This is a genomic window from Acinetobacter sp. GG2 (genome assembly GCF_000292385.1).
In the GTDB taxonomy this organism is placed as follows: Bacteria; Pseudomonadota; Gammaproteobacteria; order Pseudomonadales; family Moraxellaceae; genus Acinetobacter; species Acinetobacter seifertii.
Window position 1 is genome coordinate 20,533 of sequence record NZ_ALOW01000038.1, and the last position, 18,901, is coordinate 39,433.

Below are 18,901 nucleotides of genomic sequence, written 5' to 3' on the forward strand. Positions count from 1 at the left end.
AATCAATTTTTAATGTAACTGCCTGAAAGTGAGGAACTTACTTCAAGGCTTTATCGATATTGTCTGACATCGGGAAAGGGTTAAAGTTGAGTTATGCTATAACGTTGTATAGTTGATTGTAGATTTCACACCGTTTTTGTTGATCTTAAGATTCACCTCATCTTTACCACTGCAATTTTTTAATAAATACTCATGATTAACTATTCGTAAATATAACTGGTACAACAATTTATAGATTTGGAAAGTTGAATAAGATACGAAACTGCTTAAGTACATTAATTTTTATTAGATAATTTTTATTTTAGATTTATAAAATATAGCCTATCCAAACATTATCTGTTTCAACAATATAATATTCATCCCCATCAATTCTTTTTACTTCTCGATATTTCTCAATTACATTGTTATTAAACCATTTTTTTGTATCTTCATAATTTTTTTGAGTCTTATAGTCATCAGGACTACCAAGCCAATCTTTCTCATATAACGTTATTTCTATTTTCTTCTCCCAATTGACTTTCTTCATCATATCGTTCATTTCTTGCCACTCGACTATACTTAAAGAAGTTTCATCTAATGGTTTTTCAAAAAGATGTTGATAATGTTCAATTTTTTCACCAATCGCGCAAACAACCTGTGACCGCTTCAAATCATTTTCAAATAACCATATTTTTAAATAATAAGGTTGATTTAAGAAATCTAATTGTTTTTTCCATGACATGTATATTTGGAGCAAACCATTAAAAAATAATTCCTTATATATACCTTGAGGCTGTGGATACTGACTATTTGTCAGAGATAACCTATCCCATGGGTCTACCCAAAACTTTACATATTCACACTGATATCGCTTTAAATATGCAATATCAAGGTCAAGATGATCATCAATCCACTGTTTAATTTTTCTAATACGTCTTTTTTCTCCACGAATTTTTTTATATTTAATCATTACTTATCCTATTATTTCCACATAAAAAAGAAGCCTATCGAGATAGGCTTCTTTAATCAAATTTTTAACCCAGTAGTTTATTTAGAACCTTTAATTCCTGCTTGTAGTAACAATGCACCAAAACCACCAATTTTTTGCTCTTGTGGTTTTTCTTGCTTGCTACGTTGTGGACGCTCAACCTGATCTTTACGCGGCTGTTGAGGGCGCTTACCTTGTGGCTTACGCTCAGAACGCTGATCGTTATTTTGCTCACGACGCGGTGGACGCTGTGCTTTAACAGGAGCTGCACCTTCTGCGCGCATACTCAAGTTCACACGGTTACGCTCAGCATCAACTTGCATCACACGTACTTGTACAATCTGACCCGGTTTAACTACTTTATGCGGATCAGAAACAAACTCATTTGCTAATTCAGAGATATGAACTAAACCGTCTTGATGTACACCAATATCAACAAAGGCACCAAAGTTTGTGACATTGGTAATTACACCTTCAAGCTGCATGCCTTCAGTCAATTGACCCACTTCAGTGATATCTTCGCGGAATTTAGCAGTACGGAACTCTGGACGCGGGTCACGGCCTGGTTTTTCAAGTTCAGCTAATACGTCTTGAACTGTTGGCAAACCAAATTTGTCATCAACAAATTCATCAGCTTTTACTTGGCGAATGATTTCGGTATTACCAATAATGTCTTTAACTGTCGTCGCTTTCGCCGCAACAATTTTCTCAACAAGACCATAACTTTCAGGGTGAACAGCAGAAGCATCTAAAGGTTCAGAGCCATTTTGGATACGCAAGAAGCCAGCCGCTTGTTCAAAAGTGCGCTCGCCTAAACGAGGTACGCTTTTCAACGCTTGACGGTTATCAAAACGACCATGCTCTTTACGGTATTCAACGATTTGCTGAGCAATTGCTTTGTTTAAACCTGCTATATAAGCCAAGATTGCTGGTGAAGCAGTATTTACATCAACACCAACAGCATTCACACAGTCTTCAACTACCGCATCAAGTGTTTTTGCCAAACCAGTTTGATTTACATCGTGTTGATATTGACCTACACCAATAGATTTCGGGTCGATCTTCACAAGCTCAGCAAGTGGGTCTTGTAAACGGCGAGCAATAGAAACTGCTCCACGAATTGAAACATCAAGCTCTGGAAGTTCTGCCGAAGCAAGCTCACTTGCAGAGTAAACAGATGCACCTGCTTCGCTTACAGTCACACGTGTTAATTTAAGGTCTGTATTTGCAGCCATCATTTCAGCAACTACAGCTTCTGTTTCACGGCTCGCAGTACCGTTACCAATCGCAATAAGCTCTACGTTATATTCACGACACAAACGAGCCAATTCAGCAATTGAACCTTCTTTATCTTCTTTAGGCGCAAATGGGTAAATCGTGCTATGAGCAAGTACATCACCTGCATCACTTACGACAGCCAGTTTCACACCTGTACGGATACCAGGGTCAACACCCAAAGTTGTACGGCTACCTGCTGGGGCAGATAACAATAAATGACGAAGGTTTTCAGCAAATACCTGCATTGCTTCTGCTTCAGCAGCAAGACGTTTTTCTGTTAGCAATGAATGCTCGATTTGAGGACGAACTTTACCTAACCAGAATAATTTTGCAGTTTGCTTTAAGAAATCTTGGCGAGTTTGTGGCTGAACTTGATCAAGGTTGTATTCAGTTTCAATACGTGCCAAAGGTGCATCATCTTCACCATCTACTTTTAAACCAAGTACGTTTTCTTGACGGCCACGTAACATTGCCAATAAACGATGAGAAGGTAGTTTGTTTAAGCCTTCAGAGAATTCAAAGTAATCGCGGAACTTTTTACCGACTTCTTTCTTTTCTTCAGAAGCAACTGTACTTTTTAATACTGCTGTTTTTGCAAAAGTTGCTTTTAATTCTGTAGTCAGCGCAATGTTTTGTGCCCAGTCATCAATCAGAATATGCTGAATTGCATCTAACTGACTTTCAACATCTGGATATTCTTCATGACTAAAACCAGCCAATGCTTCTGTTGGGTCAATTTGTTCTGCAATAATTTTTTCAGCGATTGGTCCTAGACCCGCTTCTTTCGCCTTGAAAGACTTACTCGTACGCTTAGGACGGTACGGAGCATAAATTTCTTCTAAAGCATTTTTTGTTTCGGCTGCATTCACCCGCGCCAATAAGTCATCATTCAATTTATTCTGTTCTTGCAATGACTGAATGACCTTTTCACGGCGCTCATATAAATCACGTAAATACGCTAAACGAGTATCTAATTGGCGTAACTGCGTATCATCTAAACCTTGTGTTACTTCTTTACGGTAACGGGCAATAAATGGAACACTGGCACCTTCGTCAATTAAGCGGATGGCAGCTTCTACTTGGTTTGGACGTACGGCAAGCTCACTTGCCAACTGCTGAACTAAGTCAGTCATCGTGTTTGATCCCACAAGGATAAAGTTTAAAAGCAATGATTATAAAGACCAAGCCCATAAAATCCACACTTGTTTGCGTATTCAAAACGTTTTTTTGTATTGACTATGAATTTTTCACATTCTTATCTTAAAAAAACTCTTTTAAAACTTGATCTATTTGTCATTCTACTTTTCAAGTCAAACTTTATTTAAAGATAGGAGTTGTAGCAACTCTTCTAGCATCCAATTAAATTTTTTAATACAAATTACGAGAAAATGAACATATTGATACATGGCTAGAAGGTATAAAAACTTCATTTTTCTTCTTTTTATATATAAATTTTGAACCACTCATCAATAAAATATCTAACAATGCTTGTAAAAACTAAAGAATAAATGAAGGGAATTTTTTTAAATAATTTATTTGAAACAAATGTTTATTAAAATTTAATCGATAAAAATCTGGCGAATGATTGAATATTTGGTTTTTTATCGCGGCCTTTGCTAAATTATGGGCATAAGATGTTGTTTTTTGGTTTCAAGCACCTACGAAAATTGTAATTTTGAGCAAATTGATACATAGTCTTAACAAGAACATCGGCATTATACTGAGGGCTTGCTGGCAATAAGCCTGAGCGCCCCAATAATATATAAATTATGACTTTAAAAGGGAGTACATCATGAGTTTAGTTGTACCTGCTGAACATCCTGAAACCGTACATAACGAAACGGATCGTGTCGAGCGCATTTTAGTAGTCGATGACGATGTGCGTTTACGTACCCTCTTGCAACGCTTTTTAGAAGATAAAGGCTTTGTTGTAAAAACTGCCCACGACGCTTCGCAAATGGATCGTTTATTACAACGTGAGTTATTTTCTCTTATCGTTCTCGATTTCATGTTACCCGTTGAAGATGGTTTAAGTATTTGCCGACGCTTACGTCAGTCAAACATTGATACTCCTATTATCATGTTAACTGCTCGTGGTAGTGACTCTGATCGTATTGCTGGTCTAGAAGCTGGTGCAGATGACTATTTACCAAAACCATTTAACCCTAATGAGCTTCTAGCACGTATTCGCGCAGTATTACGTCGTCAAGTTCGTGAAGTTCCAGGTGCTCCAAGCCAACAAGTTGAAGTAGTTAGTTTCGGCCCATGGTCTTTAGATCTATCTACACGTACGCTTACTCGTGAAGGTCAAATCGTTACATTGACTACAGGTGAGTTTGCGGTATTGAAGGCTTTGGTACAGCATCCACGCGAACCATTAACACGTGACAAACTCATGAACTTGGCTCGTGGTCGTGAATGGGGTGCAATGGAACGTTCTATTGATGTTCAGGTATCTCGTCTACGTCGTCTGATTGAAGATAATCCAGCACGTGCGCGCTACATCCAAACTGTGTGGGGCGTGGGTTATGTGTTTGTTCCAGACGGTGCTGAATAAGTTTGAGATAAAATAGAGTGACTTTAGAGCCAATTCCACCACAAAACTTTACCGATTACGTTACGTACTCAGAGCGTAAACGGACGAGGTGGGAACGTTTTCTCGACAAGATTAAGCCACGTTCTGCTGCCATGCGTACCACTATTTTGGTACTGCTGGTGGTGTTCTTTAGCCTGTTTATGTCATTGTGGTTTTTTTGGCGCACTCTCTATTTACCAGAAATTCAACAACATGCCCGTTATCTGGCTGTTGAACTAGAACTGGTCAATAACCCTAATATTCGTATTTTACATGGTAATAACGAAGTTGATATCGATACCTGGTTACGTAATCGGGTTGGTATTGAATACATAACCGATCCTAAAGAATATCCTAGTGTCCGCGATAAAGTTATTGCCGAGTTTTTTACTAATCACGTTGAGCAGAAACTAGCCAATGAGATTGGCACTAAGGACGTTACGGTTTACTTCCAATTTAAACCAAGCCCTCGTATTTGGATTCAAACTCCTGAAATGCATGGTAATTGGGTCCGTGAACCTCTAAAAACATATGCAAACTATAGCCCTGAACTATTAATTGGTTGGGTCGTGGGTGTTCCTTTAGCCTCAGCCATCATTATTTTGATTTTGGTTCGACAAATGAACCGCCCTTTGCGTCGTTTGCAAAATGCTGCCAATGAATATAGCAAGTCAGGAACAGCGCCTTACCTAGATACCAATCATGGTCCACTAGAAATTCGCCAAGTAAACCAAGCCTTTAATCGCATGGTATATACCCTTGATCAAACCGAGCGTGAACGACGGATTATGTTGGCCGGTATTTCACATGATTTGCGCACGCCCCTTACACGTATTCGTTTAACGGCAGAAATGTTGCCTGATGAGTTTTTTCGTGAAGGCTTGGTGTATGACGTAGATGATATGGATGCGATTTTAAATCAGTTCATCTCATATATGCGCGACGGTTCAGATGAAGAATTAAAAGACACCAATATCAATATGTTATTGCAAGAATTAATTGTTCAGTTTAAACCGCTTGATATTCGTTTCGAAATGCAAGATGTACCGATTATTCCTGCACGTAGCCTCTCATTAAAACGTCTCATTGCCAACCTAATTAATAACGCAAAGCGTTATGGTGCAGAGCCAATCGAACTCAGTGCAAAAGTTGAAAATGAACATATTTTGATTACGGTTGCCGACAATGGTGAAGGCATTCCCGAAGACCAAATTGAAGAATTAATGCAACCTTTCGTTAGAGGTAACGCTGCTAGAACAATTCAGGGTAGCGGTTTAGGTCTTGCAATTGTTAAACGTATTGTCGATATTCACCAAGGTGAGATCCAAATTCACAACCGTGAACAAGGTGGCTTAGAAGTTATTATTTCGTTACCTATCCCAAAACCAGCGGCTGAAGAAAACACCACGACAAATCCGCTAGAAAAAATTAAACAAACTTTAAGTGAGCGCTTTTAATTTGATCGAATGATCATTTAAAGTGCTATTTTAAATTTTTAAAAAATATTTAAAATCAATAAAATATAAATCATAAAAATAAATTATACCCACATTTATTTTAAAAATTAGACCTTAGCCTAACACCTATGCACTTTTCATTTTTTCATAGCTAAAATCCCGTATGTTTTGACAATATTGAGGATGTCCAATGTCTTTAAGTCGTATTCGCCTAGCTTCTCTTCATGACAAGGTCATCAGTGCTGAACAAGCTGCGCAATTCATCGAAAATGGAATGACCGTTGGTATGAGTGGTTTTACTCGTGCCGGTGAAGCTAAAGCTGTTCCACAGGCACTTGTAGAGCATGCAAAGAAAAATCCGTTAAAAATCACGTTAATTACGGGTGCTAGCTTAGGTAATGACTTAGACAAACAACTCACGGAAGCAGGTGTTTTATCTCGTCGCATGCCTTTTCAGGTAGACAACACTTTACGCCGCGCAATTAACAACGGCGAAGTCATGTTTATTGATCAACACTTGTCAGAAACTGTTGAACAAATGCGTAACCAGCAGCTTAAACGTCCAGACGTTGCAGTAATTGAAGCAATTGCAATTACTGAAGATGGTGGCATTATCCCAACAACTTCTGTAGGTAACTCTGCAAGTTTCGCAATTTTTGCAGAAAAAGTAATTGTTGAAATCAACACATCTTTAAGCGAAAGCTTTGAAGGTTTGCACGACATCTATATTCCGACTTACCGTCCAACTCGTACGCCAATTCCATTAACAAAAGTGGATGAGCGCATTGGTACAACTGCAATTCAAATTGATCCTGCAAAAATTGTTGGTATTGTCTTTAACGACACACATGACTCACCATCAACAGTCACTCCTCCAGATGATGAGACTCAAGGCATTGCAAACCACCTCATTGCTTTCTTTAATAAAGAAGTTGCTGAAGGCCGTTTACCAAAGAACCTTGGTCCATTACAAGCAGGGATTGGTTCAATTGCTAACGCTGTATTAACAGGTTTAAAAGATTCTGATTTTGAAGACCTCATCATGTACTCAGAAGTTCTACAAGACTGTACTTTTGAACTCATTGATGCAGGCAAAATGAAGTTTGCTTCTGGTAGCTCAATTACCCTTTCAGCTAAATGTGGCGAAAAAGTTTTTGGCAATATCGAAGCTTACAAAGACAAATTAGTGCTTCGCCCACAAGAGATTTCTAACCATCCTGAGCTTGTACGTCGTTTAGGGATTATCGGCATTAACACTGCGCTTGAGTTTGATATTTACGGTAACGTGAACTCAACTCACGTATGTGGTACGAAAATGATGAACGGTATTGGTGGTTCGGGTGACTTCGCTCGTAATGCGCACTTGGCTATTTTCGTGACCAAATCAATTGCTAAAGGCGGCGATATTTCTTCTATCGTGCCAATGGTGAGTCACGTTGACCACAGTGAACACGACGTTGATATTTTAGTAACAGAGCAAGGTTTAGCAGACTTACGTGGTTTAGCGCCTCGTGAACGTGCTCGCGCTATTATTGATAACTGTGTACATCCGCTTTACCGTGATGCATTGAACGACTACTTTGATCGTGCATGTGCTAAAGGTGGTCATACCCCTCATTTACTTCGTGAAGCATTGTCTTGGCATGCAAACTTCGAAGAAACAGGTCAAATGCTCCAAGCGGCATCTATTGCAAAATCAGCGTAAGCAATATTTTTAATTTAAGCACTCCTTTGGGGGTGCTTTTTTATTTGTTTAAATTATTCAAAACTACTGCTCAAGCTCATATTTTTATTTTATCTTTTCAGCACATCAAAACAAAAAGTAGAAATCCACATGTTCATTATTCGCCAATTTACAAATGCAGATCTGGATGATGTCGTTAATTTATGGGAAAGCTGCGGTCTCACCCGCCCTTGGAATAGTCCTGAAACAGATATTTTCAGAAAAGTTTCACAACAAGATGATTTATTTTTAGTTGCTATTAAGGATGAGCAACTGATTGGCACGCTCATGGGCGGTTACGACGGTCATAGAGGCTGGATTAACTATTTGGCTGTTCATCCCCACCAACAACGCTTAGGCATCGCTACAGCGCTTGTACAGCAACTTGAGAAGCGCCTCATCGCTCGCGGTTGCCCAAAACTTCAATTATTGGTGCGTAAAGATAATTTGAATGTATTGAACTTTTACGAACAGCTCGGTTACGACGAAGTAGAAGCCGTGTGTTTAGGCAAACGACTCATTAATGATAATCCTCACGAGTAGAGACAAGTTTTCAGTTGAGCTATTTTTAGAAAGTGAAGGTAATATTGGGGATAACCCTATTTGCTTGTGGATAAAATGAGATTTATACACAGGCGCGATCTTCATATTTTTTATTAAATCAGCAGACATGAAAAAAGCCCCATACTTTAAAGTATGGGGCTTTTTCGAATATGGTGGCGAGACCCAGGATCGAACTGGGGACACACGGATTTTCAATCCGTTGCTCTACCTACTGAGCTATCACGCCGATGGCCTGTATTAAGCCGCATCTCAGAACAATAGTCAACAATTATCCTGAGTTTCTGATTTAAATGGATATTTTTTATACTTAAAAAAAATCCCTGATGGGATCAGGGATTGAAAACACAAATAATGGTGGCGAGACCCAGGATCGAACTGGGGACACACGGATTTTCAATCCGTTGCTCTACCTACTGAGCTATCACGCCGAAGTGGGCGTATTAAACAATGTTTATTAGTTAACGTCAAGTAACTTCCGCATTTTTTGTAACAAGTGATTATTTTTAAATCACAGTTACAGTAAAAATAGGCTTTTAGGTATGTAGTTTACCAATATGTGCTAAACAACGATGGATAGCCCCACATCCCGGTTCAAAAATTTTAACGCCATTTGATTCTTCTATACGGCAAGCTTCTTCAACTAAGCGCTCAGCGACACCACGACCACGGTTAGCAGGATGCACAACAATATATTCAAGAACCTTGCTTTCACCTTGTCCTGAAGACCAAATTGCACCTATAATTTTGGTGTTAAATTCGGCAGTGTATAGCGTGGTATACTGTTGTAAATCTTGTTCAAGTTGTTCAATCGCATCGTGCCCGTCACCAAACTCCGGACTTGTATCATACAAACGCTCAAGCTGATCACGAATCTCTGAATTATCTAGAGAACTATAAGCATGTACGGTAATAGGCATTGATTAACCCTCCTGAGCAAACTATGATGCTGTCACGAATTCGTCACAGCGAAATTGTCGTTAACATCCAATCATTTTTGACGTTTTTTTGAGGAACGTGTCCATGACGCAACGTATCAGTGAAGTGGTTAGAAATACCAATGAAACCAAAATTCGAGTTCGCTTAAATCTCGATGGTACTGGTCAAGGCACACTAAACACCGGAGTTCCATTTTTAGACCATATGATTGATCAAATCAAGCGACATGGCTTATTTGATATCGATATTCATTGTGATGGAGACCTCGAGATTGATGATCATCATACCGTAGAAGACTGCGGTATCACGCTTGGACAAGCTTTTGCACAAGCTTTAGGTGATAAAAAAGGTTTAAAACGCTATGGTCACTTTTATGCACCATTAGACGAAGCTTTATCTCGTGTTGTCGTAGATTTATCTGGTCGTCCGGGTTTATTTATGGATATTCCATTTACTCGCGCACGTATTGGTACTTTTGATGTGGATTTATTTTCCGAGTTTTTCCAAGGTTTCGTAAACCATGCGCTTATGACCTTACATATCGATAACTTGAAAGGTAAAAACAGCCATCATCAAATCGAGAGTGTATTTAAAGCACTAGCTCGTGCTTTACGTATGGCATGTGAAGTTGATCCACGTGCTGAAAACACGATTGCATCGACAAAAGGTAGCCTCTAATGACACGTATCGCGTTACTTGATTATGGCATGGGCAATCTACACTCAGCAGCTAAAGCACTTGAGCATGTGGGCGCTACAGTCGATGTAACTAACGACCCAAAATTAATTGCACAAGCCGACAAAATTGTTTTCCCGGGTGTTGGGGCAATGCGTGACTGTATGCAAGGCATGCGTGAAGCAGGTATTGATGAAGTCGTACGCAAAGCTGCTTTTAATAAACCAGTTCTTGCGATTTGTGTAGGCATGCAAGCATTACTGCAAAGTTCTGAAGAAAATGGCGGTGTAGACGCACTAGGTATTTTTGACGGTGTAGTAAAGCACTTCCCTCAAATGGAAGGCTTGAAAGTCCCACACATGGGCTGGAACCAAGTTCACCAAATGGACCCAAGCCATCCAATGTGGAACAACATTGAACAAGATGCTCGCTTCTACTTTGTACACAGCTACTATGTTGAACCGAAAGATGAAAAGCTTGTGGCTGCAACATGCGAATATGGCGTGAACTTCTGCACAGCAATTCACAAAGATAATTTATTTGCGACTCAATTCCATCCAGAGAAAAGCCATACTGCTGGATTGCAGTTACTTAAAAACTTTGTGGAATGGAATATTTAATTTCACGAAAGCTTTAAACAGATCAGGTCTAGATGGCCTGATCTTTTTTTTTATTTATAATAATAAGCAATCATTTATAGAATGATATTTTATTCAACAAAATATTGAATATTCATACTTTTAAATAAAACCAAATGAACAGGATAAACAAAATGAATTCACCTTTTGAAAATCAACCACTTCAGCAGGATTCACCCTTTAAGGCGAATGGTCGTTTTGGACGACTCTCATATGCTGCTTGGACCTTCCTATTTACCCTAACCCTCGCTGCTGTTGTTCTACTTATTATTTTTACTTTCGGTCTTACACAAAATGAGGGCACCCCTAGTTTTACTGCGCCGGGCATCGTCGCTATTGCCATTCTCTATATCGGTGGTATTTATATTAGCTTCGTATTTACTATTCGCCGTTTGCATGACCGTAATAATACAGGTTGGTTATCTTTACTCATGCTCGTACCAGTCGTGAACATTGGCCTTGCCATTTATTTATTCTGTGCAAAAGGAACTGAAGGCCCTAATGATTATGGACCAAAGCGTCCAACGCCAAGCTGGGAACGTGTTTTAGGTTGGATCTATATTGCGCTTATTCCACTTGCAGTAATTTTTGCTATTGTTGCCACAATCATGGCTCCTACCTATGAAGGCTATGTTGAAAAAAGCGAAAGCGTTATCATTGGGTCTCCATCTCAGTCTCAATAATTTTTAAAGTTTCGTAAAGCCTAGTTCTCTAGGCTTTATTCATATATAAAGGGAATAGCTCAATTTATTTGTACGCTGTTAAATATGTCCGAAACCCTTCCCCTCCTCGATAAAGCCTCTATTCAACAGCTCCCACCTTTTAAAAATCTTAACCACCAAAATATTGTAGTGATTGAAAATATTGAGCAATGCAAAACTATTGCAGAAGAACTAAAAGCAGCGATCTTTTTAGGTTTTGATTCAGAATCTAAACCGACATTTAAAGTAGGTGAGGTCTCGACGGGTCCACATCTGATTCAGCTTGCCACAGAACATAAAGCCTATTTATTTCATGTAAACTCATCAACTTTAAAGTTTTTGCAGCCTATTTTGTCAAACCTTCAGCAAATTAAAGTCGGCTTTGGTCTTAAAAATGATAAGCACATTTTTCATAAAAAAGGCATAGAGCTTGAAAGCTGCGTTGACCTTGCTAAAGGTTTTAGTCACCTTGGTTTTACTCAACAAATGGGTGTACAAAAAGCCGTAGCACTGTTGTTTGGACAGTATCTTTCAAAGTCAAAGAAAGTCGGAACATCAAATTGGGCGCAAAAGCCACTAACACCACAGCAAATCAGTTATGCCTCTGCCGATGCGTATGCAGCTCTACTGGTATTTTTAGAGCTTCGTAAACAAAACTTATTACCGGCTCACATTTCACAAACGATTCAAACCGCACTTCACGCGTAAAGTTATAAAAGTCTTTTCTAAGGCTTAGCGATTGATCAATACTTTGCTAAGATGTGCACAATTTCATAAACATGATGAAGCAAGGAGCGAAAGCATGCTAATCATTCCAGCAATTGACCTGAAAGATGGTAAATGTGTGCGTTTAAAACAAGGGCGTATGGAAGACGATACCGTTTTCTCTGACGATCCGGTTGCAACTGCCCAGCATTGGGTAAATGAAGGCGCACGTCGTTTGCATTTGGTCGATTTGAATGGTGCTTTCGCAGGTACGCCTATCCATAAACCTGTTGTTGAAGCGATTGCTAAAGCTCAGCCAGAATTACCAATTCAAATTGGTGGTGGTATTCGTTCATTAGAAACGATTGAACATTACTTAGAAGCTGGTGTGACTTTTGTCATTATCGGGACTAAAGCAGTTCAAGAGCCAGAATTTGTAGAAGAAGCTTGTAAGCGCTTTGCAGGTCACATCATTGTTGGTATTGATGCCATGAATGGTATGGTTGCAACTGACGGTTGGGCTAATGTTACTGACGTAAAAGCAACCGACTTAGCAAAACGCTTTGCAGATGCTGGTGTGTCTAGCATTGTTTATACAGACATTGCACGTGATGGCATGATGCAAGGTGTAAACGTTGAGCAAACTGTCAACTTGGCTCAATACTCTGGCTTACCAGTGATTGCTTCAGGTGGCGTAACTAACCTTGATGACGTTCGTAACTTAAAAGGCAAACCAGGCATTTTAGGTGCAATCACAGGTCGTGCAATTTATGAAGGCACTCTAAACCTTCGTGAAGCTCAGCTTTTGTTAGATGAAAACCGTCTTTAATTTTTAAGATGTAAAAAAAGAGCCTGTTTAGGCTCTTTTTTTATTTTAATCATTTCTAATTTAATAGTTTTTCTAAATCGATCACCTCATCTGCCAGTTCCATTGCATAGGGTGAATGCGTAATCATAATCACGGACGGAACAACTTGCTGAATATATGCAAGTATATCTTTTGCAGTATCTAGGTCTAAAGCTGCGGTCGGTTCATCTAATATGATGAGTTGTGGGCGTGCTAAAAGACCCCGAAGGATACAAATTCTTTGCTTTTCTCCCCCTGAAAAATTCTTATAAATTTCAGTGAGATCATCATCGAGCGTTAACTGATGCTTTTTCAAAATATGTAACAGCTTAAACTGATCAAGCATCTGAAGTAAGTAAGAATCTTCGTATATATGCTGAGAGTTATAAACCAAATTATCTCTTAAAGAATAAGGAAAAATCACATGTTGTTGGGCAACATAGACCACTTCATCAAAAATATGCTTAGAAAAATTATGACTAATATCGATATTTTTATAAAAAAGCTGCCCTGACTGAATCTGATATACCCCCATTAAATAATTCATCAGAGAAGTTTTACCTAGCCCTGTTTGCCCAATCACGACATACGTTTTATTAGCCAAAATTGTTAAATTAAAATGGTCTACTGCTCTTTTTCCTAACGAAAATTTGGCATTTATAAATTGAAATATGACTTCGGAATGTTGAATGGTAGACGACGTATATTGCTCTTTCTTGAGATTAAAATACTGTCGGTATTTTGCTAAAGCCACAAAGTTGCCATTTAACCGCATCAAACTTTGGGAAACAGCCAAAAATGGATTGGTGAGTTGAATAATATAAGTACTTATCAATACAAAAGCCCCAGCTGTCAATTGCTTGTCAGTTGAAAGAAATACAGTAAATAACATAAAAATAAGTAAGAATAAAAAGATCATAAACAACTGAGAAATCATCAATAATCCTATTTTCTTATTCCTATCTTTTGCCGTTGTGATATATAAATTTAGAGTGTCATTAAATTTCGACAACTGAAACGGCACTGCATTTTTTACTTTAATTTCATAGGAGTTAGATATTTGATGTATTAAATGACTATTCACTAAATTGTCTTTTTCATACATGGCATCGAATAGTGAACTACTTCTTTTATTTATATGAAAGGAAACGATAAAAATAATAATAGCGACCAATAAAAAGCTAATACTGAAAAGTAAACTAATGGTCGTAAACAAAACCGCAAAAATCATTACCAATTGGAAAATAATTGGTCCTAAATAAAAAGTTAACGTTAAATTAATCTCACCAAAAGCAGTACTTCCTCTTTCAAGATCACTCATTACTGTTCCAGCCTCGATTTGATCTTGTGCATCTTTTTTAAGATTTAAATAATTTTTTAAGCCTGCAGAAATTAATGATCCTTTGAAATCGACCATCAAATAAGCCCCAAAAATATTTTGCGTCCAATGGCATAACTCATTGACTAACCATGCGGTCGCGTAGGCAACTACAAGTAGATATAAAAAATTAAATGGGAGTTGAATATTGAGTAAAAAGTTATATTCGTGTGCAGAATAATCGATAATAATTTTTAGCAAGTATGGTAATAAAGTCGTAAAAAATGCTGCAAATACCACTAATAAAAACATAAGAAACATACTACTTCTTTGTTTCTTATAGTTTTCTTTAGAAATATTCCATATAAATTTATAGTTCTGAATATCTTGTGAACTTAATAAAAACTTCATTTCTCTATCTTTTTTCTGTTAAAACGATTTAAAAATAATTTCATTACACACGAAATATCATAACTTGTCTTATTTATTGTTCTTCATGTTTTTTGTTTAAAACTAAACTTACAACTTTTTAAATAAGATAAATGCACGATATAAAACCGAATACTTCATATAGTTTTAAAAAAGATTTTAAAGTTAATACACCACATTACGAATAAATTTAAGCACTTGATTACCACTATTAATATAAGTGTAAGTCACTGAACTGGCATATATAATTGAAGAGCCAGCAGCTATGGTTTTTGAGCTATCCGCAAATTGTATCGTTAGCTCACCTTCTAATACATAAATCAGTTCTTGCCACCCTTCTGGGTCTGCTTCAGCAATATAAGACTCCCCTACTGCCAATGACCACGTCCAAAGCTCAACTTGGCTATGAGACGGAACTGAAGCCAGTAATGTTGCTTTGCTTTCCTCTTTTTCACCCTGCCAAGCAAGTACATTAACCAAGGCTTGTTCTTTATGCTCGGGTGCGCTCACAATCGTTCTAAAGTCTACCCCTAACACTATCGCAATCGCGTCGAGTTTAGCCAAGCTGATATTGACTTGTCCTGTTTCTAAAGCAGCAATGGTACGTCTACTTACACCTGCCTGATCTGCCAATTCCTGTTGGCTTAAACCACGCTCATCTCTTAGTGAACGGATATTTGTGCCTACGTGCTGTAAAACGGTACTCGACTGGCTCATAGAATAGGTAGTAAAGAAAATTTGAGCAATATATTGCACAAAATTGAAGAATAGCGCAATATGTGCAGTATATTGCACAATTTATTTTAATTTTGAGTATGCCACCAATTTCTTTGAGTTCAAGCAAAGCCCCTCAGTTAGCACTCGTTTTGATTACTATGATTTGGGGTGGAACATTTCTTACAGTGCAATATGCACTGAATTTTACATCGCCTATGTTTTTTGTAGGCTGCCGATTTGCTGTAGCAGCGCTAACGTTATTGCTTATTTCATTCAAGAGCATGAAAGGCGTTACCTTAAAAGACTTAGGTGCTGGTACCGCAATTGGTGTAGTGATTGTAGGTGGTTATGGAACTCAAACGATTGGCCTGCAAACCATTCCGAGTAGTGAATCGGCTTTTTTAACAGCACTCTATGTTCCGCTTGTACCTATTCTAATGTGGCTCATCTTTAGAAAGACGCCACATGTCATGACTTGGGTGGGAGCAGCTTTGGCCTTTGCTGGTCTTGTTTTATTAACAGGTAATGGTTTTGAGCAAATTTCATTAAGTTTTGGGCAGCTTTTAACAGTACTTGGCTCAGTTGCGATTGCTTTAGAAATTATTTTTATTAGTTACTTTGCTGGAAAGGTAAATTTGCGCCGTGTAACCATTATTCAACTTGCTGTCGCGTCTCTACTTTCGTTTGCAGTTATGCCTGTGGTGGGCGAGCATACGATTCCAGCATTTTCATGGCCGCTTGTACTCCTTGCTGTTACATTAGGTTTAGCAAGTGCACTGATTCAATTTGTGATGAATTGGGCTCAGCGTATGGTTGATCCTTCACGTGCTGCGATTATTTATGCAGGAGAGCCTGTTTGGGCAGGAGTTATTGGCCGAATCGCAGGTGAGCGATTACCAGTTATTGCTCTTTTTGGCGGTGCTTTAGTGGTGTTAGGTGTTTTAGTCAGTGAGTTAAAACTTAAGTTACCCATTAAAAAAACTAAAAGAATTCGAGAATAAAAAAGAGAGCTTAACGCTCTCTTTTTTTATATCTATTATTTTTTCTTTAATAAAATGCAGGGCTCGTAGTACTCAACTGTCGGCATTGGATCATAAAAAGGATGGAGCAATGCTTTCCATTCCTGATAAGCCTCAGACTTTCTAAACCCTTCGGTATGATGCTCAATCTCATCCCAAGAGATCATTAAAATATAATGATGTGGGTCAGTTGCATGTCTAATGAGTTGGACAGCATTGAAGCCCTCCATTGGAAAAACAATATGTTTTGCCTGCTCGAATGCTTTAAGAAATGCTTCACTTTGCCCAGACTTTATACTCAAATGCACATGTTCAATAATCATGATTTATTGATACATCGGACGATTGTCGTTTAATGCAATTAAACCGCGAATTGCACGATATACGATCCAGATCCATGCTGCTGTAATCACGCCCACACAGAATACGGTCGATGAGATCGCAACACCTGCAAATAAATCGGTATTTTCACCTGTAAAAAACAAGAAAATAAACGGTAAAAAGGCAATAATATTCCAAGCGAGATACCACCAGAATGTTCTGATTTGCCAAGTAAAGTGACTCGCAAAAATTGAACCTTGTACATCGGAACGTTTTACGTAGTTAATAATTAAAGCAATAATCGCAAGTAAGCCGCCCGTAAAAATGGCAACAATATAAAGTACATACAAAATAAGTGTTAAAGTACGATTCGGATCTTGGTCGATAGAACTATTCATTTTTATACCTCTCAAGTTTAATAAAACAATTTACTTTTATGATCCCCGCAAAACGTTTAAAGGAGAAATTAGCCACAAAATCAAAAGTAAATGAAGGAATATGGTACAAAAATAAATCTTACGAAATGGTTGTTTTTGTGTTTTATGTCTCAGTTTTTGTTGTGCCCACCATGCAGCTGGCCAACCGCCTAAAAAGCTCACAATATGTAAAGTCTGTTCAGGAACACGGCGATTGCCTAGTTGTGCGGCTTCTTTATCTTGTGAATATAGCCAATAACTTAAGACATTCATCATTAAGATAAACAATAAGGTATAAGCTGGCAGAACATGGATAAAACTCATAATGCCCATTAGAACAAAATAAAATACGATGCCCATTTGCATGGCAGACCATGGTTTTGCCTGAAATGAAGATTCTGTTTTTGCTGACTTTGAAGCTTTACGCGTTTGTGATGCCTTCAAATAAGTGACTTGCTGGGCACGGAAGCGACCTCGCTCATCTAAAATGACCAAATACTCTAGTGCACAACCAATAATTGGCCGAGGTCCGGGGCGTGCAAAATCTTTGATATGCAAAAAGACTCGCTCTTTTTCAGCATCATCCGGCTGAATAAAGCCATAACCTTTTTCGTCGAACCATTCGACTAAACGCCCCTGATCTCGCATCTCTATTCCTTTTATGCTTTTACATGGCTTAAACGGTCTTGCATCATTGCTCGCATTTCTTGCGGGTCTTTTTGCAAAATGTCGTCGCCAGTACGTCCTTCTTCTTTATTTTTTTGAGCAACTTGCAAACGCATTGACCAAAAGCGACATGCTGCCATTGCTAAGAATACATCTAAACATGCAAGTTCATCTGAAGTAAGCACACGAACCTTTTGGTATGCCGCTAAGTAAGCTGCTACTTTCTCTGAGTTTAAATGTGCTTGTGGATATTCGGTACAAAAATCATTGATAGTAATCGCAATATCAAACAATAGTTCATCTTGATTTAGTTCGTAAAAATCTAAAATGCCTTGTAGTTGTTCACCTTCGAACAACGTATTGTCGCGGAACAAATCTGAATGAATAAAACCTGTTGGTCGGTTTGAATACTGTGCTGTTTTCGCATTAAACGCTTGATAGACCTGCTCAAGTAAAGCTTGGTCATCTTGAGTCATATTTGGTTTAAGCTGCTCTGCAACGCCTGTCCAGTATTGATGATCACGTCTATATTCACGTTCAAGTGGAAAGTCTTGTAAAGCCACATGCAGTTTCGCCTGTGCATCTGCAATTGCTGCAACTTGTGCTACTGTGGTTTGCATGGGATGCTGACCCATGAGACGTGGTGCAATCTGTGCAGGCTTGTCTGCAATCACGTGAACCGCTTGCCCGCTATGTTTTAACGGTACAGCAACGGGTACATCATGAGTCCCCAATTGTTCAAGTACAGGAATAAGTTCACCTGCCCCCTGTGCATCTAACTCTTCAAACACGGTAAGTACATACTGTTTGCGGTTTACATCAACCAAAAAATAATTGGTGTTTTGAATACCTCCCTGAATTGGGTTCAGCTCCAACACCTCTAATCCATAAGGTGCAGCAAAGGTGCGAACTTCATCTAAACTCAACGGGGTATAAACCGACATGGAAA

Annotated in this window: 19 protein-coding genes, 2 tRNA genes and 1 pseudogene; 11 read left to right on the plus strand and 11 right to left on the minus strand. The window is 38.5% G+C overall.

The window, feature by feature from the left end; translation table 11 throughout:
- Nucleotides 1-307: 307 nt before the first annotated feature.
- Together B554_RS18325 and B554_RS0113325 are read right to left on the minus strand one after the other, a co-directional pair.
- Entirely contained in the window at nucleotides 308-949 is a 642-nt protein-coding gene (locus B554_RS18325) for a hypothetical protein (protein WP_019458446.1), read from the minus strand.
- Nucleotides 950-1,026: 77 nt separating this feature from the next.
- Complete coding sequence (locus B554_RS0113325) at nucleotides 1,027-3,378, minus strand: Tex family protein (RefSeq protein ID WP_019458447.1); 2,352 nt, start codon at nucleotides 3,376-3,378, stop codon at nucleotides 1,027-1,029.
- Nucleotides 3,379-4,037: 659 nt separating this feature from the next.
- Between B554_RS0113325 and ompR the strand changes: the two genes are divergently transcribed.
- The 5 genes and pseudogenes from ompR (at nucleotide 4,038) to B554_RS0113345 (ending at nucleotide 8,543) form a co-directional block, all read left to right on the plus strand.
- Nucleotides 4,038-4,802, plus strand: coding sequence for a two-component system response regulator OmpR (ompR, locus tag B554_RS0113330; protein ID WP_000060753.1), 765 nt, complete (start codon nucleotides 4,038-4,040; stop codon nucleotides 4,800-4,802).
- A gap of 17 nt (nucleotides 4,803-4,819) precedes the next feature.
- A complete protein-coding gene (locus B554_RS0113335) occupies nucleotides 4,820-6,277 on the plus strand; it encodes an ATP-binding protein (RefSeq protein WP_019458448.1) in 1,458 nt (485 codons plus the stop codon).
- A gap of 62 nt (nucleotides 6,278-6,339) precedes the next feature.
- Nucleotides 6,340-6,432: pseudogene (locus tag B554_RS19280) on the plus strand (hypothetical protein); the annotation flags it as partial.
- 35 nt (nucleotides 6,433-6,467) lie between these two features.
- Nucleotides 6,468-7,982, plus strand: a complete 1,515-nt coding sequence (locus tag B554_RS0113340; protein WP_019458449.1) for an acetyl-CoA hydrolase/transferase family protein — start codon at nucleotides 6,468-6,470, stop codon at nucleotides 7,980-7,982.
- A gap of 129 nt (nucleotides 7,983-8,111) precedes the next feature.
- Entirely contained in the window at nucleotides 8,112-8,543 is a 432-nt protein-coding gene (locus tag B554_RS0113345; RefSeq protein WP_019458450.1) for a GNAT family acetyltransferase, read from the plus strand.
- A 171-nt stretch (nucleotides 8,544-8,714) separates the two neighbouring features.
- Here B554_RS0113345 and B554_RS0113350 read toward each other — a convergent pair.
- The 3 genes from B554_RS0113350 to B554_RS0113360 form a co-directional block, all read right to left on the minus strand.
- A tRNA-Phe gene (locus B554_RS0113350) sits at nucleotides 8,715-8,790 on the minus strand.
- A gap of 126 nt (nucleotides 8,791-8,916) precedes the next feature.
- Nucleotides 8,917-8,992 (minus strand) — tRNA-Phe (locus B554_RS0113355).
- Nucleotides 8,993-9,097: 105 nt separating this feature from the next.
- Nucleotides 9,098-9,481, minus strand: coding sequence for a GNAT family N-acetyltransferase (locus tag B554_RS0113360; RefSeq protein ID WP_019458451.1), 384 nt, complete (start codon nucleotides 9,479-9,481; stop codon nucleotides 9,098-9,100).
- Nucleotides 9,482-9,584: 103 nt separating this feature from the next.
- Between B554_RS0113360 and hisB the strand changes: the two genes are divergently transcribed.
- The 5 genes from hisB (at nucleotide 9,585) to hisA (ending at nucleotide 13,048) form a co-directional block, all read left to right on the plus strand.
- The gene (gene hisB, locus B554_RS0113365) at nucleotides 9,585-10,178 is read left to right on the plus strand and encodes an imidazoleglycerol-phosphate dehydratase HisB (RefSeq protein ID WP_002116767.1); all 594 of its coding nucleotides are present in this window, start codon (nucleotides 9,585-9,587) and stop codon (nucleotides 10,176-10,178) included.
- Nucleotides 10,178-10,795, plus strand: a complete 618-nt coding sequence (gene hisH / locus B554_RS0113370; RefSeq protein WP_004705110.1) for an imidazole glycerol phosphate synthase subunit HisH — start codon at nucleotides 10,178-10,180, stop codon at nucleotides 10,793-10,795. Before hisB ends, hisH begins: the two co-directional genes overlap by 1 nt.
- 152 nt (nucleotides 10,796-10,947) lie before the next feature.
- Nucleotides 10,948-11,496 carry a DUF805 domain-containing protein gene (locus tag B554_RS0113375; RefSeq protein WP_019458452.1) on the plus strand — a complete coding sequence of 183 codons (549 nt, stop codon included), beginning with the start codon at nucleotides 10,948-10,950 and terminating at the stop codon, nucleotides 11,494-11,496.
- A gap of 84 nt (nucleotides 11,497-11,580) precedes the next feature.
- Nucleotides 11,581-12,222, plus strand: coding sequence for a 3'-5' exonuclease (locus B554_RS0113380; protein ID WP_019458453.1), 642 nt, complete (start codon nucleotides 11,581-11,583; stop codon nucleotides 12,220-12,222).
- A gap of 94 nt (nucleotides 12,223-12,316) precedes the next feature.
- Nucleotides 12,317-13,048: a 1-(5-phosphoribosyl)-5-[(5-phosphoribosylamino)methylideneamino]imidazole-4-carboxamide isomerase gene (gene hisA / locus B554_RS0113385; protein ID WP_002052186.1), complete on the plus strand. Its 732-nt coding sequence runs from the start codon at nucleotides 12,317-12,319 to the stop codon at nucleotides 13,046-13,048.
- A gap of 55 nt (nucleotides 13,049-13,103) precedes the next feature.
- Here hisA and B554_RS0113390 read toward each other — a convergent pair whose 3' ends face one another.
- Both B554_RS0113390 and B554_RS0113395 read right to left on the minus strand, forming a co-directional pair.
- A complete protein-coding gene (locus tag B554_RS0113390; protein ID WP_019458454.1) occupies nucleotides 13,104-14,795 on the minus strand; it encodes an ATP-binding cassette domain-containing protein in 1,692 nt (563 codons plus the stop codon).
- 183 nt (nucleotides 14,796-14,978) lie between these two features.
- Complete coding sequence (locus B554_RS0113395) at nucleotides 14,979-15,530, minus strand: helix-turn-helix domain-containing protein (protein ID WP_025465219.1); 552 nt, start codon at nucleotides 15,528-15,530, stop codon at nucleotides 14,979-14,981.
- Between the two features lie 98 nt (nucleotides 15,531-15,628).
- Between B554_RS0113395 and B554_RS0113400 the strand changes: the two genes are divergently transcribed.
- A complete protein-coding gene (locus B554_RS0113400; protein ID WP_025465220.1) occupies nucleotides 15,629-16,531 on the plus strand; it encodes a DMT family transporter in 903 nt (300 codons plus the stop codon).
- Nucleotides 16,532-16,566: 35 nt separating this feature from the next.
- On the opposite strand, the gene B554_RS0113405 is transcribed toward B554_RS0113400, so the two are convergent.
- Genes B554_RS0113405 through B554_RS0113420 form a run of 4 tightly spaced genes read right to left on the minus strand, consistent with a single transcriptional unit; the run spans nucleotide 16,567 to nucleotide 18,896 of the window.
- Nucleotides 16,567-16,872, minus strand: coding sequence for an antibiotic biosynthesis monooxygenase family protein (locus B554_RS0113405; RefSeq protein ID WP_019458457.1), 306 nt, complete (start codon nucleotides 16,870-16,872; stop codon nucleotides 16,567-16,569).
- A 3-nt stretch (nucleotides 16,873-16,875) separates the two neighbouring features.
- Complete coding sequence (locus B554_RS0113410) at nucleotides 16,876-17,268, minus strand: DUF4870 family protein (RefSeq protein ID WP_019458458.1); 393 nt, start codon at nucleotides 17,266-17,268, stop codon at nucleotides 16,876-16,878.
- Between the two features lie 36 nt (nucleotides 17,269-17,304).
- Complete coding sequence (locus B554_RS0113415; protein WP_019458459.1) at nucleotides 17,305-17,934, minus strand: DUF1294 domain-containing protein; 630 nt, start codon at nucleotides 17,932-17,934, stop codon at nucleotides 17,305-17,307.
- Nucleotides 17,935-17,945: 11 nt separating this feature from the next.
- Nucleotides 17,946-18,896 carry a homoserine kinase gene (locus tag B554_RS0113420; RefSeq protein ID WP_019458460.1) on the minus strand — a complete coding sequence of 317 codons (951 nt, stop codon included), beginning with the start codon at nucleotides 18,894-18,896 and terminating at the stop codon, nucleotides 17,946-17,948.
- Nucleotides 18,897-18,901: the final 5 nt, after the last annotated feature.

Bases quoted from the DNA above. Each gene is read 5' to 3' on its own strand.
- B554_RS18325 (WP_019458446.1), bottom strand. From the start codon at position 949: ATGATTAAATATAAAAAAATTCGTGGAGAAAAAAGACGTATTAGAAAA.
- B554_RS0113325 (WP_019458447.1), bottom strand. From the start codon at position 3,378: ATGACTGACTTAGTTCAGCAGTTGGCAAGTGAGCTTGCCGTACGTCCA.
- ompR (WP_000060753.1), top strand. From the start codon at position 4,038: ATGAGTTTAGTTGTACCTGCTGAACATCCTGAAACCGTACATAACGAA.
- B554_RS0113340 (WP_019458449.1), top strand. From the start codon at position 6,468: ATGTCTTTAAGTCGTATTCGCCTAGCTTCTCTTCATGACAAGGTCATC.
- B554_RS0113345 (WP_019458450.1), top strand. From the start codon at position 8,112: ATGTTCATTATTCGCCAATTTACAAATGCAGATCTGGATGATGTCGTT.
- B554_RS0113360 (WP_019458451.1), bottom strand. From the start codon at position 9,481: ATGCCTATTACCGTACATGCTTATAGTTCTCTAGATAATTCAGAGATT.
- hisB (WP_002116767.1), top strand. From the start codon at position 9,585: ATGACGCAACGTATCAGTGAAGTGGTTAGAAATACCAATGAAACCAAA.
- hisH (WP_004705110.1), top strand. From the start codon at position 10,178: ATGACACGTATCGCGTTACTTGATTATGGCATGGGCAATCTACACTCA.
- B554_RS0113375 (WP_019458452.1), top strand. From the start codon at position 10,948: ATGAATTCACCTTTTGAAAATCAACCACTTCAGCAGGATTCACCCTTT.
- B554_RS0113380 (WP_019458453.1), top strand. From the start codon at position 11,581: ATGTCCGAAACCCTTCCCCTCCTCGATAAAGCCTCTATTCAACAGCTC.
- hisA (WP_002052186.1), top strand. From the start codon at position 12,317: ATGCTAATCATTCCAGCAATTGACCTGAAAGATGGTAAATGTGTGCGT.
- B554_RS0113390 (WP_019458454.1), bottom strand. From the start codon at position 14,795: ATGAAGTTTTTATTAAGTTCACAAGATATTCAGAACTATAAATTTATA.
- B554_RS0113395 (WP_025465219.1), bottom strand. From the start codon at position 15,530: ATGAGCCAGTCGAGTACCGTTTTACAGCACGTAGGCACAAATATCCGT.
- B554_RS0113400 (WP_025465220.1), top strand. From the start codon at position 15,629: ATGCCACCAATTTCTTTGAGTTCAAGCAAAGCCCCTCAGTTAGCACTC.
- B554_RS0113405 (WP_019458457.1), bottom strand. From the start codon at position 16,872: ATGATTATTGAACATGTGCATTTGAGTATAAAGTCTGGGCAAAGTGAA.
- B554_RS0113410 (WP_019458458.1), bottom strand. From the start codon at position 17,268: ATGAATAGTTCTATCGACCAAGATCCGAATCGTACTTTAACACTTATT.
- B554_RS0113415 (WP_019458459.1), bottom strand. From the start codon at position 17,934: ATGCGAGATCAGGGGCGTTTAGTCGAATGGTTCGACGAAAAAGGTTAT.
- B554_RS0113420 (WP_019458460.1), bottom strand. From the start codon at position 18,896: ATGTCGGTTTATACCCCGTTGAGTTTAGATGAAGTTCGCACCTTTGCT.